Raw genomic sequence first — 22,866 nt, 5'->3', positions numbered from 1 at the left:
GATCGCGTGCCCCGCTCACTCCAGGTCGATGACCCGGTCGTTCAACTCGGCGGCATCCGCATCCCAGAGACCGACGATGCGCGGTGCCAGCGACTCGGGATCGAGCGCCTTCGCGCGGAACACGACGGATGCCGCGCGCAGCGGCTCTCCCGCATCGCGAGCCGTCTTGGCGAACCCCTGTGCGACGGCGCGCGTCCACGCCTCGCTCGCGGCCTTGACCGCGGCGTAGTTCGCCCCGCCGGCGAGCGGTCGCGCGACGGCCGTCGACGACACGATCGCGAAGCGTCCGGCATCCGATGCCCGGAGCGTCCCGTCGAACGCGCGGCTCGTCGCGCGCACGGCGTCGAGCGCGGGCAGCAGCGCGGCGAAGTCCTCGTCGCTCTGACCGGCGAGGCCGCCGCCCCCGCGCCACCCGCCCACGAGGGGCACGACGGCGTCGACCGCGAGGCCGTCGGACGCGAGTCGCTCCGCCAGCGCGATCATGTCATCGAGCGAGGTCGCATCGGCGACGTCGGTCCGTGCTCCGGCATCCGCCAGCGGCTGCAGACGGTCGGCGGAGCGTCCGGTCGCGACGACGCGCATGCCCGCCGTGATCAGCGCGCGGGTCACGGCGAGGCCGGAGGCGCTCGTGGCACCCGCGAGAACGATGGTCTTCATATGCGAGACTCCGGCCCGGCCGTGGATGCGATCAGTCGTCGGTTCCGCGGATTCCCACGGTCGACTCGATCACGGCCTTCATCTTCTTGTCGAGCGCCTCGAAGAACATCGACAGCGGGAACTCGTCGTCGAGCACCGCGTCGGTGTAGCCCTTGGGGGCCCCCGCGAGGATCTCGTCCGACAGTCCGCGCGCCCAGGCGGACGCGGGGTGCGGCGTCAGCACCGAGCGCACGAGGTCGTAGGCGGCCAGCCAGTGCGCCGTCTTCGGGCGGTCGATCGAACGCCAGTACAGGTCGTCGATCGCGTCACCGAGCGCGACGACCGCGTCGGGCACACCCTCCCAGTCGAACGCGAGCGCCGTGTCGGTCCAGTGCAGCACTCCGCGCTGGTGCAGCCACGCGAACAGCAGCTGTCCGCCGAGGCCGTCGTAGTTGCGCACGCGCGAACCCGTGATCGCGAAGCGGAAGATGCGGTCGAAGATCACGGCGTACTGCACCAGAGGTGCATGCTCGAGCATCTCGCGCTCGGAGTCGGTGAGATCCTCGCCGGCCTCGCTGCGCGCGGTGAGCGTGCGCTCGATCTTGACCGACTCGCGGAACGCGGTCAGGTCGCAGCGCATCTCTTCGAGCGAGTAGAGGAAGAACGGCATCCGCTGCTTGATCATGAACGGATCGAACGGCAGGTCGCCGCGCATGTGGGTGCGGTCGTGGATGATGTCCCACATCACGAACACCCGCTCGGTGAGCGCCTGGTCGTCGAGCATCTCGGCGGCGCGTTCGGGCAGATCGAGCTTGGTGATCTCCGATGCCGCGCGCGTGACGCGGCGGTAGCGGGCGGCCTCGCGGTCCTGGAAGATCGCGCCCCACGTGAACGAGGGGATCTCGCGCATCGCGACGGTCTCGGGGAACAGCACGGCCGAGTTCGTGTCGTACCCGGGCGTGAAGTCGATCAGACGCAGCGAGACGAACAGCTTGTTGCCGTAGTCGCCGGCCTCGAGGGCACCGATGAACTCCGGCCAGATCGTCTCGACGATCAGGGCCTCGACGAGGCGGTCGCTCGAACCGTTCTGCGTGTACATCGGGAAGACGACCAGGTGGCGGATGCCGTCGATGCGGTGCTCCTGCGGCTGGAACGCCACGAGGGAGTCGAGGAAGTCCGGAACGCCGAAGTCCTCCGCCGCCCAGCGGTCGAAGTCGGCCACGGAGGCCGCGAGGTAGGCGGCGTCATGGGGGAAGGCGGGCGCGAGGGCGCGGATGCCGGCGGTGATCGCGGCGACGAGCTCCCGGGCCGTCGCGTGGTGCGCGGCGTCGGGAATCGATCCGTCCTTGATCTGCATCTCGCGGATCGCGATCGCGGCATCCTTGAGCTGTGCCCAGGCGGCGGAGGATTCCGCCGAATGCGCCTGCACTGAGCCCGTCGAAGAGTCCTCGACGACCTCGGGTTCGCCGACGATGGCCTGAACAGCGGAACTGTTGGCGGAAATGATGGACATCGGGACCTCCGATCGGAGAAATAGACGGAAACTTTCCTGTGCAAACGGGAAGCTAACGATATTCTTACACGCATGGATGACTCTGTCGACCGCGCGATCCTTGCCGAGATCTCCCGCGACGGGCGTGCCACGCTCTCGCAACTGTCGGATGCCGTGGGGCTGTCGGTCTCGGCCGTGCAGTCGCGTCTGCGCCGCCTCGAGACGCGGGGCGTGATCACCGGCTACCGGGCGCTGCTCGACCCGGAGAAGGTGGGCACGCCGCTCTCGGCGTTCATCGAGATCACCCCGCTCGACCCCGCACAGCCCGACATCGCCCCCGAGCAGCTCGAGCACCTGGATGCGATCGAGGCGTGCCACTCGATCGCCGGTGACGCGAGCTACATGCTGTTCGTGCGCGTGGCCTCGCCCCGGGCGCTCGAGGAGCTCGTGCGCGACATCCGGCTCGCGGCATCCGTGAACACCCGCACGACCGTGGTGCTGCAGACCTACTATGAGCATCGACCGATCATCCCGATCGCGCACGACTGACCCCTGAAGGAGACACCGATGTCGTTCCAGGCCTACCTCGATAATGTCGAGACCCAGACGGGTCTGACGCCCCGGCAGTTCATCGCGCTCGCGAAGGAGCAGGGTTTCGACGAGACGACGAAGTCGACCGTCGTGCTGAACTGGCTCAAGGAGACCTACGGTCTCGGTCACGGGCATGCCCAGGCGATGGTGCACGTGATCCTCAAGGGCCCGAAGATCAGCTCCACGCACGTCGGCAAGGGCGGAGCACACGGCGACAAGAGCGACGAGCTGTGGCTCGACGGCAAGGACTCGAACCCGAATCCCTGAGCCCGAATCCCCGACCCGCCGTCGCCCCGGGGCGTCATGGGCTCGCACAGTAGGATTCCTCCGTGGCAGCATCCTCGAAGCGCAAGACCTCCGCGACCCGCAAGACGAACCCGGCCCGCGTGAGCGGCAACCCGGCGAAGCGGGCGAGCGGCGACCCCGCCCGCCAGGCCGTGATCGAGGCCGGGCCCGTCACGATCGGCGACTGGATCGGCGCCGCGCGTCTGCGCACGCTGCCCCTCGCGATCGCGCCGGTGCTCATCGGCACGGGAGCCGCGCGCAGCACGGGCCCCGAGTTCCACTGGGTGATCGCCCTCGCGTGCCTCGCGGTCGCGGTGCTGCTGCAGATCGGCGTCAACTTCACCAATGACTACAGCGACGGCGTGCGGGGGACGGATGCCGTGCGCGTCGGTCCCACGCGCCTCACCGCTTCGGGTCGCGTGAAGCCGCGCACCGTGCTCATCATCGGGCTGGTGTTCTTCGCGCTCGCCGCCGCGGTGGGCGTCGCGATCGTGGTGCGCACGGAGCAGTGGTGGATGCTGGCCGTCGGCGCCGCATGCATCGTCGCCGCCTGGTTCTACACCGGCGGCAAGCGCCCCTACGGCTACGCCGGTCTGGGCGAGGTGTTCGTGTTCGTCTTCTTCGGGCTCGTCGCGACCCTCGGCACGACCTGGGTGCAGATCTTCGACCTGCCGCAGCAGGCGTGGCTCGGGGCGATCGCCGCGGGACTGTTCGCCTGCGCGGTGCTGCTCGCCAACAACCTGCGCGACATCGACCAGGATCGCGTCGTCAGCAAGCGCACCCTCACGGTGCTCATCGGGCGCCGCGCGACGCAGGTGCTGTTCACGCTGTTCGTGCTCGCGCCGTTCGCGATCGCGATCCTGCTGGCGTTGCTCTTCCCGATCGCCTGGCTCTCGCTGCTCGCCCTGCTCGCGGGGCTCCCGGCGATCCTGATCGTCTGGACCTACCGCCAGCCCAAGGAACTCGTCATCGCTCTCGCGCTGACCTCGCTCACTTCGCTGCTGTACGCCGGTGCCCTGTTCTGGGCGTTCATCGGCTGAGCCGGCCGAGCCCGGCACAGCCCGGCACAGCCCGGCCGTTTCCCTCGGTTACTTCTCGTCGCGGGTTTCGTCGGCGCGCGTCTCGCTCTCGCCGTCGACCACCGCATCCTCCGCGTCGGCATCCTCCTGGCCGGTCGACGCGCGCGCCTCGCGGCGCTCGACGATCGCCGCCGACGCCTCGGTGAGCGGGCGGCGCAGGAACAGCATCGAGATGCTCGTGCCGATCAGCGCGGCGAAGATCGCGGCGAGCCACCAGAACTCCCGGAAGATCGGGAAGAAGAACCAGAGGATCGCGAGCGGGACGAGGAACGCCAGCAGCCGCAGCACGGAGTAGACGAAGAAAGGTGCAGGCTTCACCCGACAAGTCTACGAGCGTTCTCGGGGCGGACTTCTCGGCCGACCCTCACAGCCCGATACGGGCGAAGGGGATGCCCCGCACGACCCGGTGCCGGGGATGCTCGCCGAGCGTCCACAGCATCCGCTCGTCCGGATCGAGCGCGAGGTCCTCGCACCCGGCGGGCAGGGGCACGGAGTGCCGGGTCAGGGCATCGCGCGTGCCGGTCCACAGCCTGCCGGGGGTCTTCAGCGCCGACTGCGACACGAGGACCCGGTCGCCCCACCGCACCGCACCCTGCATGCGGGGGATGCCGGGCGCGAACCGCTCGTGAGCGACGAAGCCGTCATCGGTGCCCTCGGGGATCGTGAACTCGCCGATGCGTCCCTCGTCGTCGCGGCGGTACTCGCCGATCAGCACCCGCCGCAGCGGTGCGCCGTCGGCGTCGAACGCGCGCCCGAGGAACGAGCAGCGCAGATCGATCGGATGCACGCGCGTGCGCACGGCGACCAGCGCGGAGCGCGGCCACCATCGGCCGGCGATCCCGCGCACGCGCCGAGCGACCGGGCCGTGCACGCGGCGGATGTCGGACAGGTCGAACTCCCAGATGCCCCGTCCCGTCGCCGCGGCGAACAGCCGATCGCCGAACCAGGCCAGCCCGCCCGTGTGGATCTGCGCGGGCTGGAGGTCGCCCGCATCGTCCTCGATCGCGAGCGCGATGTCGATATGCCTGGCCCGCTCGGTGTCGATCAGCACGACGCGCGAGGCGAGATGATGGCCGGTCCGATCCTGGCGGAACCAGCTGACGGCGAGCGTGCGGCGCCCCCCGCGTTCGCCGATGTCGATCCCCTGCGGATACCAGCGGGTCGTCCAGGCGCGCGCCGAGAGCCATCGCAGATCATGGGTGTCACGGCGTCGTCGCAGCATCCGTCGACCGTTCGACCCGCGTGAGAAGAGCATCGCTCCATCGTCGCCGATGCGCGCGGCCCCGCCTACCAGGACACCCCGCGTTCACCCGCGCGTCGCCGGGCGGCAAGGAACGCCTGAGACGATTCCCGACCGACCGACCATCACCGGGAGTCCCGTGCGCAGTCCGCTCGTCACCGTCATCCTTCCCGCGAAGGACGCCGGCGCCTACATCGCGACCACGCTCGAGACCCTGACGCGCCAGTTCGACGACCCGGCGGCGCTGAAGCTCGTGGCGATCGACGACGGATCCGGCGACGAGACCGGCGCCCTCATGCGCCGGTACGCCGATCGGTTCCCGCACGCCGAGGTCATCCGCAACGACTCGGCCCGCGGGCTCGCGAGCGCGCGCAACCAGGGACTCGCGCACGTCGAGGGCGAGGCGTTCTGCTTCCTCGACGGCGACGACTGGATGCAGCCGCAGCGGCTCGCCGTGCTGGCGCGCCGACTGCGGGAGCTGGATGCCGACTTCCTGCGCACCGATCACGTCACGGTGACGGATGCCGATCGGGTGCTCGTGCGCGCGCCGCATCCGTGGCGGGAGGCCGTCGTCGCCGCCCGCGACGCGATCCTGCCACAGGCCGAGACCACGATGGTCGACTACCCGTTCGCCTGGGCGGGCATCTTCGACCGCCGGATCATCGATCGGGGACTCGCCGCCTTCCCCGAGGGGCTGCACACCGCCGAGGACCGCCCCTGGATCTGGCGACTGCATCTGTCGGACTCCTCGTTCGCGGTGGTCGACGCCCCCGCGCTCCTGTACCGCCGCGGGGTGTCGACCTCGCTCACGCAGGTGCGCGATCGGCGGCAGCTCGACTTCGCCCGCGCGATGGTCGAGGCCGTCGCGATCGTCGAGGCGGATGCCGAGGCCGCACGATTCCTGCCGAAGATCACCTTCTCCTCCCTGGCGCTCAGTTCGCACCACCTCGTGCGAGCCCGGCGGATGCCGCGCGCACTGCGCGGGGAGATGCGTGCGGAGATCGTCGAGCTGCTGCGGGCGCTGCCCCACGCCGAGGTGCGGGCCGCCGTGCGCGCACTCTCGGGACCACGGCGCCGAGTGCTCGCGCGGGTGCTGCGACGGGCGGGGCACGGCTCATGACCCGGATCTTCGCACTGCACAGCGCCTACGGACTCGCGACCGTCGCCGCGGCGATCGACGAGGGGCTGCTGGAGCCGCGTCCCGGCAAGGTGGGCCGCGGTGGAGCGGGCGGCGACCGGGTGCTGGTGCCGTTCGTCTCGGCGCGGGTGCCCGAGCTCGTGACCGGGATCGCCGCAGATCCGGCGCTCGCCGCGCTGCGCACTCGCTTCGACCGGATCGAGGACCTCGACGCGCTGCTCGGCCCGCTGCATCCGAGCGGATGGGAGCCGGAACCTGCCGACCTGCCCCTGCTCGAGCGCCTGTTCACCCGCGCGTGGAACCTCGACGCCGATGAGCTCGAGCTGTTCGTGCAGAGCCCGCAGGTCGCGCCGGCGCGCACGCTGATGTCGCTGTTCCCGCGCGCGAAGATCACGATCGTGGGCGACGGCCTCATGACGTACTCGCCGATGCGGGTGCCCCTCGACCACGCCGTGCGGAGCCGCATCATCCGGGTGCTGCACGCCGACGTCGTGCCGGGGGTCGCGCCTCTCGCAGGCGGCCCGGTCGCGGCATCCGTTCCCGTGCCCGTCGCCGCGCTCGGACGCGTGCTCGACGAGACCGATCTCGGGGAGCCCCTCCTCGACACGGCGGGGCATCCGCTCGACGACGGCGCCCCCACGGCGATCGTGCTCGGACAGTACCTCTCGGCGCTCGGACTGCTGACCCCGCGCGAGGAGATCGCACTGCAGCGCGAGCTGATCGACCGGGCGGCCGGCGCCGGGCCCGCCCGCATCATCTTCAAACCGCATCCGGCGGCGCCGCCGCTGCAGACGGATGCCGTGCGCGAACGCGCCCTCTCGCACGGCGTGGAGTTCGCCGTCTACCGGGGTCCGCTCGCCGCCGAGCAGCTCGCGCGCCGCGTCGATGCCCGCGCGGTGGTCGCGGCGTTCTCGACCGCGCTGCCCACCGTGCAGGCCCTGCGCGGCACGACGATCGCCTCGGCGGGGGTGTCGATGCTGCTGCGCCGCCTGCGCCCGTACGAGAACAGCAACCGGGTGCCGCTCACGATCATCGACGCGCTCACCCGGGAGGATTCCCCGTACGTCGATCCTGCGCGTCTGCAGCTGCTCGTCGATGCGGTGGGCTACGCCATGCAGCCCGAGATCGCCGGGCACCTGCGCGAGCGCGCGGAGTTGCTGCTGCGCGACCTGACGCCGGGAGAACGCGAGCGGTACTTCTCGCCCGAGCGGCTGCGCGACCTGCGCCTGCCCGGGGCGCCGGCCGAGAGTGCTGCGCGGCGGATGCTGCGCTCGGCCGGAGGCACCGGGCGTATGGAGGAGCTGCGGTTGACGGCGATCGGGGCGCGACGGCGTGCGGGCCGGGCCTGGCGAGTGATTCGAGGACGATGACATGAGCGATGACTTGAGCGATGACACGAGCGATGCGACCGACGGGCTGACCGTCGCGATCATCCCCGCGCGCGGCGGGTCGAAGGGCGTGCCGCGCAAGAACCTGCGCACCGTCGGGGGAGTGCCGCTGGTCGTGCGGGCGATCCGGGCGGCGCGCGACGCCGCGGGCATCGACCTCGTCGTCGTCTCGACTGATGACGACGAGATCGCCGCCGTGAGTGCGGCGGCGGGCGCGCGGGTGGTCCGTCGACCCGCGGAGATATCCGGCGACACGGCGTCGTCGGAGAGCGCGATCCTGCATGCGGTCGACGAGATCGAAGCCGCGGGGGAGCGGGTCGGGATCATCGCGTTCGTGCAGGCCACCTCGCCGTTCATCCCGAGCGTGGCGCTCGCCGGAGCCGTCGCGGAGGTGCGGGCCGATCGCGCCGACAGCGTGTTCTCGGCGCACGAGACCTACGGCTTCCTCTGGCGCCGCGGCAGCGCATCACAGGTCGACCAGGCCACGGCCATCAACCACGAGGCCGCGCACCGCCCGCGCCGCCAGGACCGCGAGCCCCACTATCTCGAGACGGGCGCGTTCTACGTCTTCCGTGCGGAGGCTTTCCGCACGAGCCGGCACCGTTTCTTCGGCCGGATCCGCATCGCCGAGGTGCCGGAGTGGACGGCGATCGAGATCGACGATGCACAGCAGCTCCGCATCGCCGACGCGCTCGCCGCTGTGCACGATCGGGCAGGCGAAGCCCCCGGGCGCATCGACGTGCGCGCCGTGGTCACCGACTTCGACGGCGTGCACACCGACGACACCGCGATCATCGACGCCGACGGTGGGGAGCGCGTGCGAGTGAGCCGGGAGGACGGCATGGGCGTCGCACTGCTCCGGCGCGCCGGCATCCCGATGCTGATCCTCTCGACCGAGCAGAACCCCGTCGTCCGCGCCCGGGCTGAGAAGCTGCGGGTGCCGGTGCTGCACGGCATAGACGACAAGGAGCAGGCGCTGCGCGCGTGGGCCGCGGACGCCGGCATCCGCCTCGACGACATCGCCTACCTCGGCAACGACGTCAACGACCTGCCGGCGATGCGTATCGTCGGGTGGCCGGTCGCGGTGGCGAACGCGCACCCGCGCGTGCTCGCCGCAGCGCGCGTCGTGCTCACCCGCACCGGGGGGAACGGCGCCGTGCGCGAGCTCGTCGAACGGGTGTTGCCCGACTGACCGGTGCCGGTAACCCGGGAGTCGTCGGGTGTTCACCCCCGAGGCGTAGCCAGGAGGGGCGGGGGTTTTCCGCATCGCTCGACCACCGGAGGAACCATGACTGTCAGCATCGGATCGCGTGTGATCGGCGGCGGTCGCCCCGCCTACGTCATCGCCGAGATCGGCCTGAACCACAACGGCGACGTCGATATCGCGAAGCGTCTCATCGACGTCGCGGCCAGGGCCGGTGCCGACGCCGTGAAGTTCCAGAAGCGCACCCCGGAGATCTCGACGCCCGCACACATGCGCGACGTGCCGCGCGAGACGCCCTGGGGCACCATGAGCTACCTCGACTACCGCCGCCGCGTCGAGTTCGGACGCGACGAGTACATCGCGATCGGCGATCACGCCACGATGCTCGGCCTCGACTGGTTCGCCTCGCCGTGGGACGTGCCGAGTGTCGCCTTCCTCGAGGACCTCAACGTGGTCGCGCACAAGGTCGCCTCGGCGAGCCTGACCGACACCGAGCTGCTCCTCGCCCTGCGCGAGACCGGCAAGCCCGTCATCCTCTCGACCGGCATGTCGACGATCGAGCAGATCGATCGCGCGCTCGACACGCTCGGCACCGACCGCGTCGTGCTCATGCACGCCACCTCCACGTACCCGCTCGAGCCCGAGGAGGCGAACCTGCGGGCGATCGCCACGCTCCGCGACCGCTACGCCGGGATCCCCGTCGGCTACTCGGGGCACGAGCGCGGCCTGCAGATCTCGCTCGCCGCCGTCGCGATCGGGGCCGTCGCCGTCGAGCGCCACATCACCCTCGACCGCACGATGTGGGGTTCCGACCACGCGGCCTCCCTCGAGCCGACCGGCCTCGAGCACCTCGTCCGCGACATCCGCGTGATCGAGAAGGCCCTCGGCGACGGCGTCAAGCGCGTCTTCGACAGCGAGCTCGCCCCCATGGCGAAGCTGCGCCGCGTTCCCGCATGACCGACCTGCGTCCCGGGGCGGGCGGGGGGCTGAAGGTCGTCGCGATCGCCGATGCCGACTCCTTCGTGAAGTGGTCGGCCTCGCTGCTCGCGGCGGTGCCCGGCATCCGTCCGCAGCTGCTGCTCGTGCGCACCCCGCTCACCGCGAGCGCGGCCCAGCAGCGCACGGCTCTCGCGGGCACCGGCATCCCTGAGTCCGATGTCGCGCGCATCGCCTTCCGCGAGGCCGAGGCCTGGCTCACCCGGCACGAGCCCGACGTCGTCGTGCTCGCCGGGCGCGGCCCTTTCGTGCGTCTGATGGGGCGCGTGATCGACGCGCTGCCCGAGCGTCCCGTCACCGTCTCGGGCCTGCCGGGGATGGCGATCCCCGCGCAACGCGGCGCCCTCGACTACCGGCGCCACACCGACCTGCTGGTCGTGCACTCGCACCGAGAGCAGCGGGCCTTCGCCGAGCTCGGTCGTCGCATCGGCGTGCAGATCCCCACGGCCCTGGCGACGCTGCCGTTCGCGCGCGGACGGGAGCGGATGCTGACGGCCGATCGCGCGCGGGTGCTCGCCGCCGGAGCGGCGGGGGTGCCGGGAGTGGCGGGCGTCGCGGTCGCCGAACGCCCGCAGCCTGCCGAGGCCGTCGCTCACCGCCCTCCGGCGACCGACATCGTGTTCGCGGCTCAGGCGATGGTTCCCGCAGAGCGCGCCGAGCGCGAGAAGATCGCCGAGATGCTCATCCGCGCCGCCGAGGTCGACCCCGCCCGGCGCATCGTGGTGAAGCTGCGCTCGCGGCCGGGCGAGGCCGAGACGCACCTCGAACGCGACTCGTACCCCGAGCTGCTCGCGGGCCGGATGCCGTCGAACCTCGTCATCTCGTACGCGTCCATGGCCGAGGCGCTCTCGACGGCCGCGGGTCTCGTCACCGTGAGCTCCACCGCCGCGATCGAAGCCGTCGCGCAGGGCGTGCCCGTGATCGCGCTCGACTCCTACGGGGTCAGCAAGCCGCTCCTCAACACGGTGTTCGTGGGCAGCGGTCTGCTCGGCGGCGGGCGCGAGGTGGTGGGCGGACGGTTCCGTCAGCCGCACCCCGACTGGCTGCGTGACAACTACTTCCACCCCTCGAAGGAGTCGACGTGGTGGGAGCGCGTCGAGGAGCTCGTGGCACTGCGCCGGGCGGGCGGTCTTCCGGCCCGGCGGGTGCCGGCACCTCGCGGGCGGCGGCTGCACGAGGCGTGGCATCGGGCCAGCGTGCTCGGTCGCGAGGACCGGTCGGTCAGCGGGGCGATCGCACTGGCGATCGGTGTGCCGGCGACCCGCCTGATCTCGGCGCTGCGCCGGGGGCGCACGCAGGGCGGCGGGCGCACCTGGGCGGATGCCTCGACCGACTACACGCTCGAGCCGAGCCCGTTGCGCGACTCCATCCGGCGCTGACGTCGTGCCTTGATGACGTCATACGAAGTAGTCGAGTGTCACTTCGAGGAATGTCCTCGCTTTGACGATCACGGCCGGGTAACGTCAGTGCCATCGCGGCGATCCGGGCGGTCCCGGGCCTCAGCTCATATCTGATGGCGTTGCGGGTTCGACTCCCGCCGTCGCGTCCACTTCTCCCGACGAGACCCGGGCGTCACCCGAGCCGCTCGTCCAACCAGTCGAACATCCGCTGCGCCGTGATCGTGCGGCCGAGCGGCTGGCAATGCCCATCGGCGCCCTCCGCTTCGGTGAAGCGCACGACCGTCGAGACGCCGGGTGTCAGGGCGGCGAGCCGGTCGGCCTGGCCGGGCCAGAACTGCTCGTTCTCGGGGGAGAGGATCAGCAGCGGGGTCGTGATCTCGGCGGCGATGTCGGCGACCGAGTACTGACGCACGGCCTGGATCGTCTCGCCGTAGCCGCGCGTGCCGTAGGGGCGTGCGCGGAAGCGCCAGGTGCGCGCGGTCTCGGGGGAGAGCTTGAGGCCGAGCTCCATCTCGCGGTCGAACTTCTCGACCTGCCCCTCGTCGAGCAGCTTCAGCAGCCCGTGCGGGAGGTGCCCGGTCCACGAGGTCGAGACGTCGACGAGCCCGGGGTCGGTGATCGCGGCCGCGAAGCGGTCCTCGAAGGCGAGGGCGCGTGCCACCCAGTAGCTGCCCTGGCTGATGCCGTAGACCGCGATGCGCATCGCATCCACGCCGTCGAGGCGGGCGACCGTGTCGAAGACCGGGGTGAGCACGTGCTCCCAGTCGGGGCGGAACGGCACGTCCTTCTCGAAGAGCTCCGACTGCTGGCCGGGACCGTCGAAGACGAGCACGTTGTATCCGCGGCGCAGAGCGGGCGCGACGACGGCCGCGTAGAGGGACGCGCGCGAGCCGTCGCTGCCGTTGACGGCCACCAGCGTCGGGGGCGTCGCGCCCTCCGGCGCCGGCGCGGGGCGGAAGAACCATCCGGGCAGGGTCCCGCCGCCGCACGGGATCGTGACGTCGTCGACCACGGTCGAGGTGTGCGTCACGAATCCGCGCCAGGCGGCCTCCTGCTTCGCGAACGTCGGTGCCATCGCATCCGGGTCGGCGAGTGCGCTCGCCGCGTTGACCGCGACCCCGTAGTACGCCGAGGCGCGCAGGTAGGCGGATGCCGCGCTCACCGGGTGCCCCGCCTCCGCGCTCGCGGATGCCGTGGCGACCGTGCGGTCGGCCAGACCCTTCCAGGCGTCGAACCAGGCCTCGTGCTCGCCGTTGCGGATGCCGGCGACGGCGGCGAGGACCTCGCCCGGTTCTGCGGCGCCCTCCACGCTCGCGCCGAGGGCGCTGCGGATCTCGAAGTCGAAGTCAGCGCTCTCGGAGAACGCGCGGATCTGGGCGGCGTGGTGCGTCATGCGGGACTCCCTTCCGTCTCCACTATCGAGGGTCGTGCGCCGAGCCCACAAGGCGCTGCTCGACCCGGCCCCAGCCGTGCTCGAGCACGACGAACCCGGCGTCGAGGGTCGCGAGCTGGTCGTCGCTGTCGGTGATGAGCAGCTGCAGCTGCAGCACGAAACGCGCGTAGACGCGGATCTCGGGCGTCGGGGCGTCGAGGCCGAGCTCGTCGGCGATCGCATCCGCCAGCGCGTCCTCGTGGCGCAGCCACATCTTGGCGGCGTAGTCGCGCAGCGCCGGGGTCTCGTTGAGGAATCGCAGGAAGATGCGCGCGACATCCTCGCCGTGCTCGTCGAGGTTCGCGCCGATCTCGGTGGCGTAGAAGTCGCGGATCGCGCGGTTGATCGTGCTGCCGTCCGCACGGTCGCGCACGGCGCCCACGAGGCGGTCGCGCTGCTCGTCGTCCTCGTCGAAGACGAGCGCCTCCTTCTGCGGGAAGTGCGCGAAGACGGTGGTGGGCGAGACATCGGCCGCGTCGGCGATCTCGCGGATGCTGACGTCGTCGAATCCGCGTTCGAGGAACATCATCGTCGCGACATCCGAGATGTTCTTGCGGGTCGCCGCCTTCTTGCGCTCCCGCCGGCCGAGGGGGTTCGTTCCGGTCATGCCTCCACCCTATCGCGAACTCGATTCAAAACTGGCTTGACACCAAAACTGGTATGGCTACACTTTCGGTATGACTTCACCTTCTCTCCTCTCCGCGCGCTCCACGAATCGCGCCTGGATCATGCTCATCGTCCTGACGATGCTCACCGTCATCGGCATGACGGTCGTCCTTCCCGTGCTCCCCTTCGTCGTGCTGCAGTACGTGTCGCACGAGAGCGACCTCGCCATCTGGGTCGGGGTGCTCGAGGCGATCAACGGCCTGTGCGCCTTCCTCGTCGCCCCGTTCCTCGGACGCCTCTCCGACCGCTTCGGTCGGCGGCCCGTCATCATCGCCGCCGCCTTCGGAGCCGCGCTCTCGATGGCGCTGTTCGGGATCGGCGGTGCGCTGTGGGTGCTCGTGCTCGCTCGTGTCATCCAGGGGCTGACCGCCGGCGATCTGCCCGCGCTCTTCGCCTACCTCGCCGACATCACCCCGCCCGAGAAGCGCGCACAGCGCTTCGGTCTGCTCGGTGCCCTCTCGGGCATCGGCATGATGGTGGGCCCGGCGGTCGGCGGACTCCTCGCCGCCATCAGCCTGCAGCTGCCCGTCTTCGTGACCGCCGCCGTCGGCCTGACGATCGCGATCCTCAGCATCTTCCTGCTGCCCGAGAGCCTCGCGCCCGAGAACCGCATCACGCGCATCGCCGCCCGCGACGTGCAACCGTTCGCCGTGTTCCGCAACGCCTTCGCCCGCCGCGAGCTGCGCGGACTCCTCATCGGCTTCGCGCTGCTCGCCCTGCCGTTCGGGTTCTTCGTCAACAACTTCAGCGTGCTCGCCCTCGACTCGATCCAGTGGGGACCCACGCAGATCGGGCTGCTCACCGCGGGCGTCGGCATCATCGACATCCTCATCCAGGGCGTGCTGCTCGGCATCCTGCTGCCCCGTATCGGCGAGCGCGGCGTGATCGTCAGCGGAATCGTCGCCCAGGCGATCGGTCTCACAGGTCTCGCGATCGTCGCGTCCGTGCTCGCGCAGCCGTGGGTGTTCATCGTCGGTGCGCTGATGCTCGCCGCAGGCCAGGGCGCCGCGACCGCCGCGATGGACGGCGCGATGTCGAACGCCGTCGGCGACGACGAGCAGGGCTGGCTGGGTGGTGTGACGCAGTCGCTCAACGCCGCGATGGGCACGGTCGCCCCGCTCATCGCCGCCGCGCTCTACGCCGGCATCAGCCATGCCGCGCCCTACTGGCTGGGCGTCGCGCTCATGGTCGTCGCCGCGATCGTCGTCGGCCGCGCGCACATCGTCAACACCGCGAAGAACGAGGAGGCCGGCGCCCTCGGTGAGCAGGATGCCGCGGCCCCCGCGCCGATCGCGGGATGACGCCGATCGGGGGATGATGGATGCCATGTCCACTTCTGCTCGTCCCGGTCTCCGGGTCTCGTCGGGTCTTACGATCCCCGAGTCCGAGCTGTCGTGGCGGTTCTCCCGCTCCTCGGGGCCGGGCGGGCAGGGCGTGAACACGGCGGATTCCCGCGTGGAACTGGTGTGGGATGCCGCGAACTCCGCGCAGCTCTCCTCGGTGCACCGGGAGCGGATCCTCGAGAGGCTGGCAGGCCGGCTGGTGAACGGCGTGCTCACGATTGCGGCATCCGAACACCGGGCTCAGCTGCGCAATCGTGAGGCGGCGCGGGAGCGGCTGGTCGCGCTCATCGCCGAGGCCATCCGCCCGCCTGCGCCGCCCCGTCGCCCGACGAAGCCCAGTCGTGGATCGAAGGAGCGGCGGCTGAAGGCCAAGCAGCGCCGCACCGATGTGAAGCAGCTGCGTCAGCGGCCGCGCGACGTCTGACCCGTCCACAGCCGTCGGCGGGTGCGCGCGGTCTCTGCGATGATGGTCGCTGGCCCGCTCAGGGGGAGCGCGGTTCCGACCTTGGGAGTGACAGATGACCGAAGAGAACGACGCCGTCCAGCCGCCCGAACCTCCCGCCGCGCCTCAGCCGCCGGCGGGCTACCAGCCGCCCGCCGGATACTCGCTCCCGGCGCAGCCGCCGTATGGTCAGGCCCCGGCTCAGCCGCCGTATGGTCAGGCTCCGGCTCAACCGCCGTACGGTCAGGCTCCGGCTCAGCCGCCCTACAATCAGGCCCCGGCGCCGTACCCGGGGCAGCCCGCGTACGGCCAGGCGCCCGCACCCTACGGCCAGGCTCCGACCGGCTACCCGGCCCCCGGCTACCCGGCCCCCGGGTACGCCCCCTACGGCTACGCGCCGATCAGCGGTCGTCGCTATTGGGCGCTGCTGTTCCTCGTGTACATCCCGTACGTCGGTGCGATCGTCGCCGCGATCGTCGGGATCGTGCAGCGGTCGTCCGCGATGCGCTCGCCGCATCCGATCGTGCGTGAGAACGCGCGCTGGGCGGCGAACTGGGCGCTCAGTTTCGTGCTCTACCTCATCGTGCTCTTCGTCCTCCTCATCACGATCGGTATCGGGACGGCGCGGCCGCGCTCCTACGACGAGTACGGCTACAGCGACGGCGGCGACCCCTCGGGCTGGATCGCCGTCCCGGGGCTGCTCATCATCGGAATCGGGATCTACTGCCTGGTCACCCTCATCCGCGGAACGGTGATCTCCGAGCGGGTCGTGCACCGGCCCGCCCTGGCGATCCCGTTCTTCCGCGCCTGATCCGCGGGCGCGACGCCATACCGTCACACGAAGAGAGGACGCGGACCCACGTTCGGGTCCGCGTCCTCTCTTCGTGTGCGGCGTGCGGTGCGCGTCAGCTCGGATCGGCATCCGTTCCGGCATCCGCCCACCGCAGCGAGGCGATCGGCTCGCGCACGGGTCGCTCTTCGCGGCGGTCGTCTGACGCCTCGTACTCGTCGTCCTCGATCAGCACGCGGGCGTCGGTGAGCAGGGCGGCGCGCGCGAGCGCCTCGGCGGCGCGGATGCTTCCGAGCACCTGCGTGTTCAGTCGCTGCGCCACGTCGGTCACCACCCACGGCGGGCCGTCGAGAGCGATCAGCGTGCGCTCGTCGTCGAGCAGGCGCCCGTCGAGCACGAGAGTGTCGACGCGGGCCTGCTGCAGAGCCTCGATGACCGCCGGGAAGCCTTCGGCACCGCCCGAGCCGTCGTCGGCGGCTGCACGGTCTCGCACGTCGGCGATCTCCCGACGGCGACGCTCGTCGATCTCGCGGGCGATCGTGTCGTCGAGCGCCGTGCGATCGGCACCGTCGGCCCGGGTGTTCGCATCGACGTCGACGAGCAGCGCGCGCTCGTCGCCCGTGAGCTCCTCGGCCAGCAGCTGTCGTGCGCGCACGTCGCCCGACACCGCGACGAACGCGGGCCGCTCCTCGCGGATGAGTGCGCTCAGTGCGGCCGCGACATCCTTCTGGTTCTGCTTCCAGACGTTCTCGACGTAGTTCTGGTATTTCGCATCTCCCAGGCCGCCCGTGCGCACCTTCGAGATCTCGTCGGTGTCGCCCTCGATCTCGGTCTCGCGCTCGCTGCCGCCGCGTCCCGAGGTCTCGAGGCGGATGTCGGCGCCGTCGCGGCTCGTCTCGACGACGAGATAGCGGGTCTCCGACGCCGTGTGGCGCAGGAGGGGGAGGATCGACGGCAGGGCGCCGTGCTCGAGGCGCTCGGGGCCGAGGCGAGCTCCGATGAAGCTGCGATCGAGCACCGTCTCGCCGTCGCGGGCGATCACGACGCGGGCCGACGGACTCGGCAGTCCGTTGCGCTCGCCGAGCGAGGACTCGATGGCCGCGGCGTCGTCTTCGGGTGCGCCGACCTCGTCGATCAGCTGGTCGCGCACGGCCTGGTGGCGGGCTCCCTCCTCGACCTGCGGCAGCTCGCCCGTGCCGTCGACGTAGGCGGTGGTCCAGGGGCCCGAACCCTGCAGGATCTCGGTCAGCGTGTGTTCGCTCATGACTTCTCCTTCATCGGTCGTCGGTGTTCACGACGCTAGGAAACGAGAGGGGAGAGGTCGACAGGGTTGACGAATCGGATGCCCGACGTTAACCGCGCGCGGGGTCGGCATCGGGCGCTCCCGATGAGCGCCGGACCAGCGCCGGGCTAGTCCTTGCCGCCCCGCACGAGCTCCAGCCCCGCCCCGGCGAACTGCCGCAGCGTCGCATCGGGCAGGAACGCCCGGGTCAGCGCGCCACCGATCCGGGTGAGGTCGCTCTCGTCGCGGAACAGCAGGTACATGGTCTCGTAGCGGGGGTGGAACTTCTGCTTGAAGCGGTGCAGCGAACCGAAGCCGTACACCGGTTCGAGGGCCTCGGCGAGGCGGTCGCTCAACGCGGCGATCATCCCGGCGTCCGGCGGATAGTCGTGGGCGAGCGGCGCTCCCGAGAGCGACATGATCTCTGCGCCCTCCTCGGAGAACTGCTTCGCCGAGGCGCCGATCAGGTACTCCATCACGGGTGCGAACCCGCCCTCGCGCCGGCGCATCAGATCGAGGGTCCAGCCGCGCACCCGGCCGCCCGCGCCGTACACCGGCAGCCACGACAGGAAGCCGTCGACGTCGCCGTTGGGCGCGAGGGCCAGGGCGATCCGCACCTCCGGGTCCTCGGCCTCCTCGAGCGTGCCGAGGGTGAAGCGCATCTCGGGCAGATCCTTGTCGCCGACCCACGCCTCCGAGATCGCGCGCAGCTGCTGCTTCACGCCCCACGACTCGTCGCCGAGCCGCGTCATCCGGAACGTCATGTCTTCGCGACCCGCACGGTTCAGCGAGGTGCGCACCGATGCCCACTGCTTGCCCGTGAACTCCAGTCCCGGAAGATCGACGATCGTGTCGTCGGCGACGACGATGCTGCGCCACGTCGACGGCACGGCGGCGAGGGTCGCGGTATCCGCACTGAAGAAGCACGGAACGAGGCCGGCCTGCTCGGCCGTGCGGATGAAGTCCCCGACCGCTTCGGCCCGCGCATCCGCGGGGCCGATCGGGTCGGCGAGCGCGAGGGCGACTCCGTTGCGGCGCTGGTACGCGACGACGCCCCCGGCCACCCGGGCGTAGCTGTTGCCCTCCCAGGTCGTCATCCACGACAGCGTGCCGCCGCCGTGCGCGCGCAGATCGGCCTTGACGTCGTCGACGGTCGGCGTGGGCGGGATGCCGAGGGGCGAGCGCCGTTTGGCGCGGAATGCCCGCCGCACCCACACGAGGTAGACGAGCACGACGACCCAGAGGAACCCGTTGGCGAGCGCGAGCTCGGTCTCGCCGTCCCATCGGATGTCGAGCTCGGCCTGACTCGTGAGGATGATGAGCGTCAGCACGAGGGCGGCGATGAGCACGTTGAAGATGCCGAGGAGCACGGCGAGCACCCACGACCAGCGGCGCCCGCGACGCAGGCCGTTCACGAGCACGATGATCACGACGAGGTCGATCGCCAGGTCGATGAAGCCGCCCGAGGCCGGATCGGTGGGGCCGAACGGGCCGTCGGTGGACACCAGGGTCGTGATGATCTCGACCGCGCCGAGCACGAGGATCGCCATCACTGCGATGAGCCGTTGCTCGCGCACCGTCGTGCGCCGCACGTGCAGCGAGCGGTCGACGACCAGGATCAGCAGCACGGCGAGCAGGTGCTCGAGGTCGGCGACCTTGCCCCAGAACAGCATGGCGACGAACACGAAGCCGAGCAGGATCAACCAGCCGCGCACGCGCCACGGCGGGCGGAACAGGCCGACGGCCGCCGCGATGCACGCCATGGTGCCGCCGGATGCCCCGACGTCGAGCGCCTGCGCCTGGGTCGTCGCCCACGCCCACGGGAACTGCGAGAGCACGAGCAGCAGGAGGGCGGTGGCGAAGATCGCGAACAACTGCCCGATCGCGTAGTAGGCGAGGGCGACGCAAGACCCGCGGCGGTACTCGAGGTACGCCATGCCCCAGAAGCCCGAGATCGTGAAGATGTACACCCACGGTTCGTTCACGAAGAACGTGCCGGTCAGCGGCGTCCACCACTTGCCGTCGGCGAGATTGGGGAGCCCGTAGGCGACGGTCTCGAACAGCGCGGACTTCTCGAAGGGGGTCCAGAGTCCCTGCCAGACCACGCCGACGACGAGGATCAGCGCGATGAACGTCAACGTCGCCGGCATCCGCCTCACGACGGAGAGCGCCGAGGACCGCACGGGTGTCGGCGAGGCGTTCGGCTCTGCGTGCATGCGCTCAGCGTAGCGATCAGCGCCCCTCCGGGTCTTCCTCCATCTGACGCGAGAGGGTTGGATGGGAGACATGCCCCTCTCGCGCCGGACCGCCACCGCCCTCCTGGTCGTGTCTGCCGTCGCGCTGGCCGGATGCGCATCCCCGACCCCGGTCCCGACACCGGAGTCGGCCGAGTCCGAGGCCGCGACGATCCTCACGTCCGTCGTCGCCTCGGGACTCGACGCGCCCTGGTCCATCGCCTTCCACGGCGAGACGGCGCTCGTGAGCGAGCGCGACAGCGCGCGGATCGTCGAGATCACGGCGACGGGCGGCGCGCGCGAGGTGGGCCGCATCGGGGGAGTGCGGGCGGGCGGTGAGGGCGGTCTCCTCGGCATCGCCGTGCACGAGGATCAGCTCTACACGTACCTCACGGCCGACGCCGGCGACGGCGGAGCGACCGAGAACCGCATCGAGCGCCGCGATCTGCTCGGAGACCCGGGCGCGTTCTCACTGGGAGATGCCGAGACGGTGATCGACGGCATCCCGGCGGCCGGCAACCACAACGGCGGCCGCATCGCCTTCGGCCCCGACGGGATGCTGTACGCCACGACCGGCGATGCCGGCGATCGCGAGAGCGCGCAGGACCCCGACGCGCTGTCGGGCAAGATCCTCCGGCTCACCCCCGAGGGCGCCGTTCCCGACGACAACCCGATCCCCGGCTCGGCGGTCTACACGCTCGGCCACCGGAACCCGCAGGGCATCGCCTGGACCGAGGACGGCACGATGTACGCGAGCGAGTTCGGGCAGGACACCTGGGACGAGCTCAACGTGATCGTCGCGGGCGAGAACTACGGGTGGCCGACCGTCGAGGGCATCGCCGACCGCGAGGGCTTCGTCGATCCGGTGCAGCAGTGGTCGCCGTCGACCGCGAGTCCGAGCGGCATCGCGGTGGCGGCGGATGAGATCGTGATCGCGAACCTGCGGGGCGAACGTCTGCGGATCGTTCCGCTCGCCGACACCGGAACGGCGTTCGAGCTGCACGGCGGCGAGCACCGCGGCGAGTACGGACGCCTGCGCGATGCGGTCGCCGCCCCCGACGGATCGGTCTGGGTGCTCACGAACAACACCGACGGTCGCGGCGATCCTCGGGATGGCGACGACCGCATCCTCCGGGTCGACTTCGGATAGGTCCTTCGGGGAGGCTCACTCTCCCCGGAGTATCCGACGAAGACCCGCGATCTCGTCGTCGGTCATCCCACCGCTGCGCAGGTACCCGGTCGCATCGCCGTGCTCGGTGGTGATCCAGTCCAGCGCGGCCTCGATCGCCGGAGCCGGTGACTCGGTGGCGAGCGTGCGCAGGCGCGGCGTCAGCGGCACCCCGATCGCGGTGATGAGCTGCGTGAGCGAGGCGGCGAAGCCGCGCGCGAGGTTCGTGCCGGTCTGCGTGTAGTCCTCGACGATCGCCTCGCGCGGCACCCCGGCGACCGACAGCAGGATCGCCGCGGCCAGGCCCGTGCGGTCCTTGCCCGCCGTGCAGTGGAACAGCACGCCCGGCCGGTCGGTGCCCGCGGCATCGAGCACCGCGCGCGCCACGGTCGCGAACTGCGGAGCGCTCGCGGCCAGGATCGCGACGTACAGGTCCTCCAGTGTCGGCACCTGATCGAGCACCGCCGCCATCTGCTCGTCCGTCAGCGCGTGCTGCCCGCTCGCGGGCAGCAGCTTCTGCACCATCTCGTCCATCGCCCCGCCCTGCACCGACAGCGGCACGAGCGTCACGCTCCCGTCGTCGGGCAGCCGGTCCGCGGCGCGGGTGCGCTCGGCGTCGGTGCGCAGATCGATCACCGTGCCGATACCGAGGTCGGCCAGCGCCCGCAGGCCCTCGTCGGTCAGGCTCGCCAGGGCATCCGAACGGAAGAGGATGCCGGGGGCGATCACCGCGCCGTCGGAGGTGGCGATCCCCTCGAGGCTGCGGGCGTTGTGGGTGACCGTGAGAGCGGAGGAGATGTCCATGCGAGCGAGCGTAGCGAAGGTGGTGGACTCGCTCTGGCCGCCGGTCCGGACCGTCAGCCCTCGACGGCCCGGGTGACGGCCTCCTCCAGGTCGTCCCATTCCTGCAGCTGCACGTACGTGCCGTCGACGAAGAACGACGGAGTGCTGGTGATGCCGAGCGACTCGCCGTCGGTCTTGTCGGCCTGGATCCGGGCGAGCGTCGCGGGGTCGGCGATCGCCGCATCGTAGGCCGCCATGTCGAGCCCGAGGGATTCGGCCATCGCGCGGAACACCGCGGGCGTCTCGCCCGTCGCGTGACTCCACTCCTGCTGGGTCTCGAACAGCCGGTGGTACATGTCCTCGAAGCGATCCTGCTGCGCCGCCGCCTCGGCCGCCAGAGCCGCCTGCGTCGAGTTGATGTGACCCGGCAGCGGGAAGTACCGCACCACGTAGGTGATCTCGCCGTCGAACTGCGCACGCAGGTCTTCGACGATCGGGTAGAAGGCGCCGCACGCCTCGCATTCGAAGTCGAGGAACTCGACCACGGTCACGGCATCCGTCCCGCCGTCGTCGAGCACGTGCGAGTCTGCCCGGGTGGTCTGCAGGGTGCCGTCTTCGGCGACGTCGGGCGCGGGCGCCTGCTGGGTGATGGCGTAGACGATGCCGGCGATCGCGAGTACGACGGCGACGGCGAGAGCGATGAGGGTCGCCTTGACGGGCGTGGTCAGGCGGGTCTTCTGAGGGGTGCGAGAGGGTGTGGCGAACATGGGTGTCTCCAGACACGAGAAAGAGGAACGACGGACGAGGATGCCGCGGGCAGCGGCCGGATCGACGCGTCGTCGCTCAGGTGCGGGAGATCGAGAGCTCGGTGAGGGTGAGGGTGGTGCGCGACGGGCGGGGACCGGCGCGCGGCGTGGCGACGGCGAGGGTCGCGCGCGGGAGCCGGATGCCGGGGCCGCGCCGCAGCATCCGTACGAGCAGCACGAGGAGTGCGAGGAACCAGAGCACGACGAAGCCCGCCACCGCGGTGTGCGAGGAGGAGGCATCGACCGGTGCGACCTCCTCGTGGTGCGACGCTCCGGCTCCGGCATCCGACGCGGAGGCCCCCGACGCCAGGCAGAGCGACGCGTGCACATCGGCCTCGCCGTGCGAGGTCGACCAGGCGCCCACGACCAGCAGCAGGGCGAGGCCCAGCGCGGTGAAGAGGGTGGTCAGCGACCGGGTCGACGTCATGGTGCGCGAAGTCTAACAAGCGGTCCTCTGCACCCGTCGGGCCA

Annotated in this window: 23 protein-coding genes and 1 tRNA gene; 13 read left to right on the top strand and 11 right to left on the bottom strand. The window is 71.0% G+C overall.

Translation table 11 applies throughout. The features are described 5' to 3' along the window. Window positions 1-15 precede the first annotated feature (15 nt). Window positions 16-657, bottom strand: coding sequence for an SDR family NAD(P)-dependent oxidoreductase (locus tag ACTJKK_RS07550; RefSeq protein WP_440747514.1), 642 nt, complete (start codon window positions 655-657; stop codon window positions 16-18). A 31-nt stretch (window positions 658-688) separates the two neighbouring features. Then, entirely contained in the window at window positions 689-2,149 is a 1,461-nt protein-coding gene (locus ACTJKK_RS07545) for a DUF6421 family protein (protein ID WP_440747513.1), read from the bottom strand. A gap of 72 nt (window positions 2,150-2,221) precedes the next feature. Between ACTJKK_RS07545 and ACTJKK_RS07540 the strand changes: the two genes are divergently transcribed. The 3 genes from ACTJKK_RS07540 to ACTJKK_RS07530 all read left to right on the top strand — a co-directional run bounded on the left by ACTJKK_RS07540 (window position 2,222) and on the right by ACTJKK_RS07530 (window position 4,044). Further along, on the top strand, window positions 2,222-2,677 hold the full coding sequence (locus ACTJKK_RS07540) for an Lrp/AsnC family transcriptional regulator (RefSeq protein WP_247634062.1): 456 nt from the start codon (window positions 2,222-2,224) through the stop codon (window positions 2,675-2,677). An 18-nt stretch (window positions 2,678-2,695) separates the two neighbouring features. Beyond that, window positions 2,696-2,986, top strand: coding sequence for a DUF4287 domain-containing protein (locus tag ACTJKK_RS07535; protein WP_440747512.1), 291 nt, complete (start codon window positions 2,696-2,698; stop codon window positions 2,984-2,986). A 62-nt stretch (window positions 2,987-3,048) separates the two neighbouring features. Next, on the top strand, window positions 3,049-4,044 hold the full coding sequence (locus tag ACTJKK_RS07530; protein WP_440747511.1) for a 1,4-dihydroxy-2-naphthoate polyprenyltransferase: 996 nt from the start codon (window positions 3,049-3,051) through the stop codon (window positions 4,042-4,044). Window positions 4,045-4,092: 48 nt separating this feature from the next. On the opposite strand, the gene ACTJKK_RS07525 is transcribed toward ACTJKK_RS07530, so the two are convergent. Together ACTJKK_RS07525 and ACTJKK_RS07520 are read right to left on the bottom strand one after the other, a co-directional pair. Then, the gene (locus ACTJKK_RS07525) at window positions 4,093-4,401 is read right to left on the bottom strand and encodes a DUF4229 domain-containing protein (RefSeq protein ID WP_247625218.1); all 309 of its coding nucleotides are present in this window, start codon (window positions 4,399-4,401) and stop codon (window positions 4,093-4,095) included. Window positions 4,402-4,447: 46 nt separating this feature from the next. Then, window positions 4,448-5,338, bottom strand: a complete 891-nt coding sequence (locus tag ACTJKK_RS07520; protein ID WP_440747510.1) for a hypothetical protein — start codon at window positions 5,336-5,338, stop codon at window positions 4,448-4,450. 124 nt (window positions 5,339-5,462) lie between these two features. On the opposite strand from ACTJKK_RS07520, the gene ACTJKK_RS07515 reads away from it, so the two are divergent. The 6 genes from ACTJKK_RS07515 (at window position 5,463) to ACTJKK_RS07490 (ending at window position 11,598) form a co-directional block, all read left to right on the top strand. Continuing rightward, window positions 5,463-6,443, top strand: coding sequence for a glycosyltransferase family 2 protein (locus tag ACTJKK_RS07515; protein WP_440747509.1), 981 nt, complete (start codon window positions 5,463-5,465; stop codon window positions 6,441-6,443). Then, window positions 6,440-7,831, top strand: coding sequence for a polysialyltransferase family glycosyltransferase (locus ACTJKK_RS07510; RefSeq protein WP_440747508.1), 1,392 nt, complete (start codon window positions 6,440-6,442; stop codon window positions 7,829-7,831). The genes ACTJKK_RS07515 and ACTJKK_RS07510 overlap by 4 nt, the downstream gene beginning before the upstream one ends. A 1-nt stretch (window position 7,832) precedes the next feature. Continuing rightward, window positions 7,833-9,041 (top strand): cytidylyltransferase domain-containing protein, encoded by a 1,209-nt coding sequence (locus ACTJKK_RS07505; protein ID WP_440747507.1) that lies wholly within the window; start codon window positions 7,833-7,835, stop codon window positions 9,039-9,041. Between the two features lie 96 nt (window positions 9,042-9,137). Next, window positions 9,138-10,010, top strand: a complete 873-nt coding sequence (locus tag ACTJKK_RS07500) for an N-acetylneuraminate synthase family protein (RefSeq protein WP_440747506.1) — start codon at window positions 9,138-9,140, stop codon at window positions 10,008-10,010. Beyond that, window positions 10,007-11,428 (top strand): DUF6716 putative glycosyltransferase, encoded by a 1,422-nt coding sequence (locus tag ACTJKK_RS07495; RefSeq protein ID WP_440747505.1) that lies wholly within the window; start codon window positions 10,007-10,009, stop codon window positions 11,426-11,428. Before ACTJKK_RS07500 ends, ACTJKK_RS07495 begins: the two co-directional genes overlap by 4 nt. 94 nt (window positions 11,429-11,522) lie before the next feature. Beyond that, a tRNA-Met gene (locus tag ACTJKK_RS07490) sits at window positions 11,523-11,598 on the top strand. A gap of 23 nt (window positions 11,599-11,621) precedes the next feature. Here the strand turns inward: ACTJKK_RS07490 and ACTJKK_RS07485 are convergent. Both ACTJKK_RS07485 and ACTJKK_RS07480 read right to left on the bottom strand, forming a co-directional pair. Continuing rightward, on the bottom strand, window positions 11,622-12,842 hold the full coding sequence (locus tag ACTJKK_RS07485) for an alpha/beta hydrolase family protein (RefSeq protein ID WP_440747504.1): 1,221 nt from the start codon (window positions 12,840-12,842) through the stop codon (window positions 11,622-11,624). A gap of 22 nt (window positions 12,843-12,864) precedes the next feature. Continuing rightward, window positions 12,865-13,488 carry a TetR/AcrR family transcriptional regulator gene (locus ACTJKK_RS07480; RefSeq protein WP_440747503.1) on the bottom strand — a complete coding sequence of 208 codons (624 nt, stop codon included), beginning with the start codon at window positions 13,486-13,488 and terminating at the stop codon, window positions 12,865-12,867. A 70-nt stretch (window positions 13,489-13,558) separates the two neighbouring features. Between ACTJKK_RS07480 and ACTJKK_RS07475 the strand changes: the two genes are divergently transcribed. From ACTJKK_RS07475 to ACTJKK_RS07465, 3 genes are all read left to right on the top strand, one after another. Further along, window positions 13,559-14,848 carry an MFS transporter gene (locus tag ACTJKK_RS07475; protein WP_440747502.1) on the top strand — a complete coding sequence of 430 codons (1,290 nt, stop codon included), beginning with the start codon at window positions 13,559-13,561 and terminating at the stop codon, window positions 14,846-14,848. 25 nt (window positions 14,849-14,873) lie between these two features. After that, on the top strand, window positions 14,874-15,314 hold the full coding sequence (gene arfB / locus ACTJKK_RS07470) for an alternative ribosome rescue aminoacyl-tRNA hydrolase ArfB (protein ID WP_440747501.1): 441 nt from the start codon (window positions 14,874-14,876) through the stop codon (window positions 15,312-15,314). 94 nt (window positions 15,315-15,408) lie between these two features. Beyond that, the gene (locus ACTJKK_RS07465) at window positions 15,409-16,143 is read left to right on the top strand and encodes a DUF4870 domain-containing protein (protein WP_440747500.1); all 735 of its coding nucleotides are present in this window, start codon (window positions 15,409-15,411) and stop codon (window positions 16,141-16,143) included. A gap of 94 nt (window positions 16,144-16,237) precedes the next feature. Here ACTJKK_RS07465 and ACTJKK_RS07460 read toward each other — a convergent pair whose 3' ends face one another. Next, window positions 16,238-17,386: a baeRF2 domain-containing protein gene (locus tag ACTJKK_RS07460; RefSeq protein WP_440747499.1), complete on the bottom strand. Its 1,149-nt coding sequence runs from the start codon at window positions 17,384-17,386 to the stop codon at window positions 16,238-16,240. Window positions 17,387-17,532: 146 nt separating this feature from the next. Further along, the gene (locus ACTJKK_RS07455) at window positions 17,533-19,620 is read right to left on the bottom strand and encodes a phosphatidylglycerol lysyltransferase domain-containing protein (RefSeq protein ID WP_440747498.1); all 2,088 of its coding nucleotides are present in this window, start codon (window positions 19,618-19,620) and stop codon (window positions 17,533-17,535) included. A 70-nt stretch (window positions 19,621-19,690) separates the two neighbouring features. Here ACTJKK_RS07455 and ACTJKK_RS07450 point away from each other — a divergent pair, with 70 nt between their 5' ends. Next, window positions 19,691-20,788 (top strand): PQQ-dependent sugar dehydrogenase, encoded by a 1,098-nt coding sequence (locus ACTJKK_RS07450; protein WP_440747497.1) that lies wholly within the window; start codon window positions 19,691-19,693, stop codon window positions 20,786-20,788. 15 nt (window positions 20,789-20,803) lie between these two features. Here ACTJKK_RS07450 and ACTJKK_RS07445 read toward each other — a convergent pair whose 3' ends face one another. The 3 genes from ACTJKK_RS07445 to ACTJKK_RS07435 all read right to left on the bottom strand — a co-directional run bounded on the left by ACTJKK_RS07445 (window position 20,804) and on the right by ACTJKK_RS07435 (window position 22,822). Beyond that, window positions 20,804-21,610, bottom strand: a complete 807-nt coding sequence (locus ACTJKK_RS07445) for a tyrosine-protein phosphatase (RefSeq protein WP_440747496.1) — start codon at window positions 21,608-21,610, stop codon at window positions 20,804-20,806. Between the two features lie 53 nt (window positions 21,611-21,663). Next, complete coding sequence (locus ACTJKK_RS07440) at window positions 21,664-22,356, bottom strand: DsbA family protein (protein WP_440747495.1); 693 nt, start codon at window positions 22,354-22,356, stop codon at window positions 21,664-21,666. 76 nt (window positions 22,357-22,432) lie between these two features. Next, window positions 22,433-22,822 (bottom strand): hypothetical protein, encoded by a 390-nt coding sequence (locus ACTJKK_RS07435; protein WP_440747494.1) that lies wholly within the window; start codon window positions 22,820-22,822, stop codon window positions 22,433-22,435. Window positions 22,823-22,866 lie beyond the last annotated feature (44 nt).

It is taken from the genome of Microbacterium sp. 22179 (assembly GCF_052045715.1).
Taxonomy (GTDB): Bacteria; Actinomycetota; Actinomycetes; order Actinomycetales; family Microbacteriaceae; genus Microbacterium; species Microbacterium galbinum.
Note: the sequence above shows the minus strand (reverse complement) of the source record. Positions and strands in the feature narration are given on the sequence as shown.

What these genes read in the sequence shown, in the direction of transcription:
- ACTJKK_RS07550 (WP_440747514.1), bottom strand. Translation starts at nt 657, where the DNA reads ATGAAGACCATCGTTCTCGCGGGTGCCACGAGCGCCTCCGGCCTCGCC.
- ACTJKK_RS07545 (WP_440747513.1), bottom strand. Translation starts at nt 2,149, where the DNA reads ATGTCCATCATTTCCGCCAACAGTTCCGCTGTTCAGGCCATCGTCGGC.
- ACTJKK_RS07540 (WP_247634062.1), top strand. Translation starts at nt 2,222, where the DNA reads ATGGATGACTCTGTCGACCGCGCGATCCTTGCCGAGATCTCCCGCGAC.
- ACTJKK_RS07535 (WP_440747512.1), top strand. Translation starts at nt 2,696, where the DNA reads ATGTCGTTCCAGGCCTACCTCGATAATGTCGAGACCCAGACGGGTCTG.
- ACTJKK_RS07520 (WP_440747510.1), bottom strand. Translation starts at nt 5,338, where the DNA reads ATGCTCTTCTCACGCGGGTCGAACGGTCGACGGATGCTGCGACGACGC.
- ACTJKK_RS07510 (WP_440747508.1), top strand. Translation starts at nt 6,440, where the DNA reads ATGACCCGGATCTTCGCACTGCACAGCGCCTACGGACTCGCGACCGTC.
- ACTJKK_RS07505 (WP_440747507.1), top strand. Translation starts at nt 7,833, where the DNA reads ATGAGCGATGACTTGAGCGATGACACGAGCGATGCGACCGACGGGCTG.
- ACTJKK_RS07500 (WP_440747506.1), top strand. Translation starts at nt 9,138, where the DNA reads ATGACTGTCAGCATCGGATCGCGTGTGATCGGCGGCGGTCGCCCCGCC.
- ACTJKK_RS07495 (WP_440747505.1), top strand. Translation starts at nt 10,007, where the DNA reads ATGACCGACCTGCGTCCCGGGGCGGGCGGGGGGCTGAAGGTCGTCGCG.
- ACTJKK_RS07485 (WP_440747504.1), bottom strand. Translation starts at nt 12,842, where the DNA reads ATGACGCACCACGCCGCCCAGATCCGCGCGTTCTCCGAGAGCGCTGAC.
- ACTJKK_RS07480 (WP_440747503.1), bottom strand. Translation starts at nt 13,488, where the DNA reads ATGACCGGAACGAACCCCCTCGGCCGGCGGGAGCGCAAGAAGGCGGCG.
- ACTJKK_RS07475 (WP_440747502.1), top strand. Translation starts at nt 13,559, where the DNA reads ATGACTTCACCTTCTCTCCTCTCCGCGCGCTCCACGAATCGCGCCTGG.
- arfB (WP_440747501.1), top strand. Translation starts at nt 14,874, where the DNA reads ATGTCCACTTCTGCTCGTCCCGGTCTCCGGGTCTCGTCGGGTCTTACG.
- ACTJKK_RS07465 (WP_440747500.1), top strand. Translation starts at nt 15,409, where the DNA reads ATGACCGAAGAGAACGACGCCGTCCAGCCGCCCGAACCTCCCGCCGCG.
- ACTJKK_RS07460 (WP_440747499.1), bottom strand. Translation starts at nt 17,386, where the DNA reads ATGAGCGAACACACGCTGACCGAGATCCTGCAGGGTTCGGGCCCCTGG.
- ACTJKK_RS07455 (WP_440747498.1), bottom strand. Translation starts at nt 19,620, where the DNA reads ATGCACGCAGAGCCGAACGCCTCGCCGACACCCGTGCGGTCCTCGGCG.
- ACTJKK_RS07450 (WP_440747497.1), top strand. Translation starts at nt 19,691, where the DNA reads ATGCCCCTCTCGCGCCGGACCGCCACCGCCCTCCTGGTCGTGTCTGCC.
- ACTJKK_RS07445 (WP_440747496.1), bottom strand. Translation starts at nt 21,610, where the DNA reads ATGGACATCTCCTCCGCTCTCACGGTCACCCACAACGCCCGCAGCCTC.
- ACTJKK_RS07440 (WP_440747495.1), bottom strand. Translation starts at nt 22,356, where the DNA reads ATGTTCGCCACACCCTCTCGCACCCCTCAGAAGACCCGCCTGACCACG.
- ACTJKK_RS07435 (WP_440747494.1), bottom strand. Translation starts at nt 22,822, where the DNA reads ATGACGTCGACCCGGTCGCTGACCACCCTCTTCACCGCGCTGGGCCTC.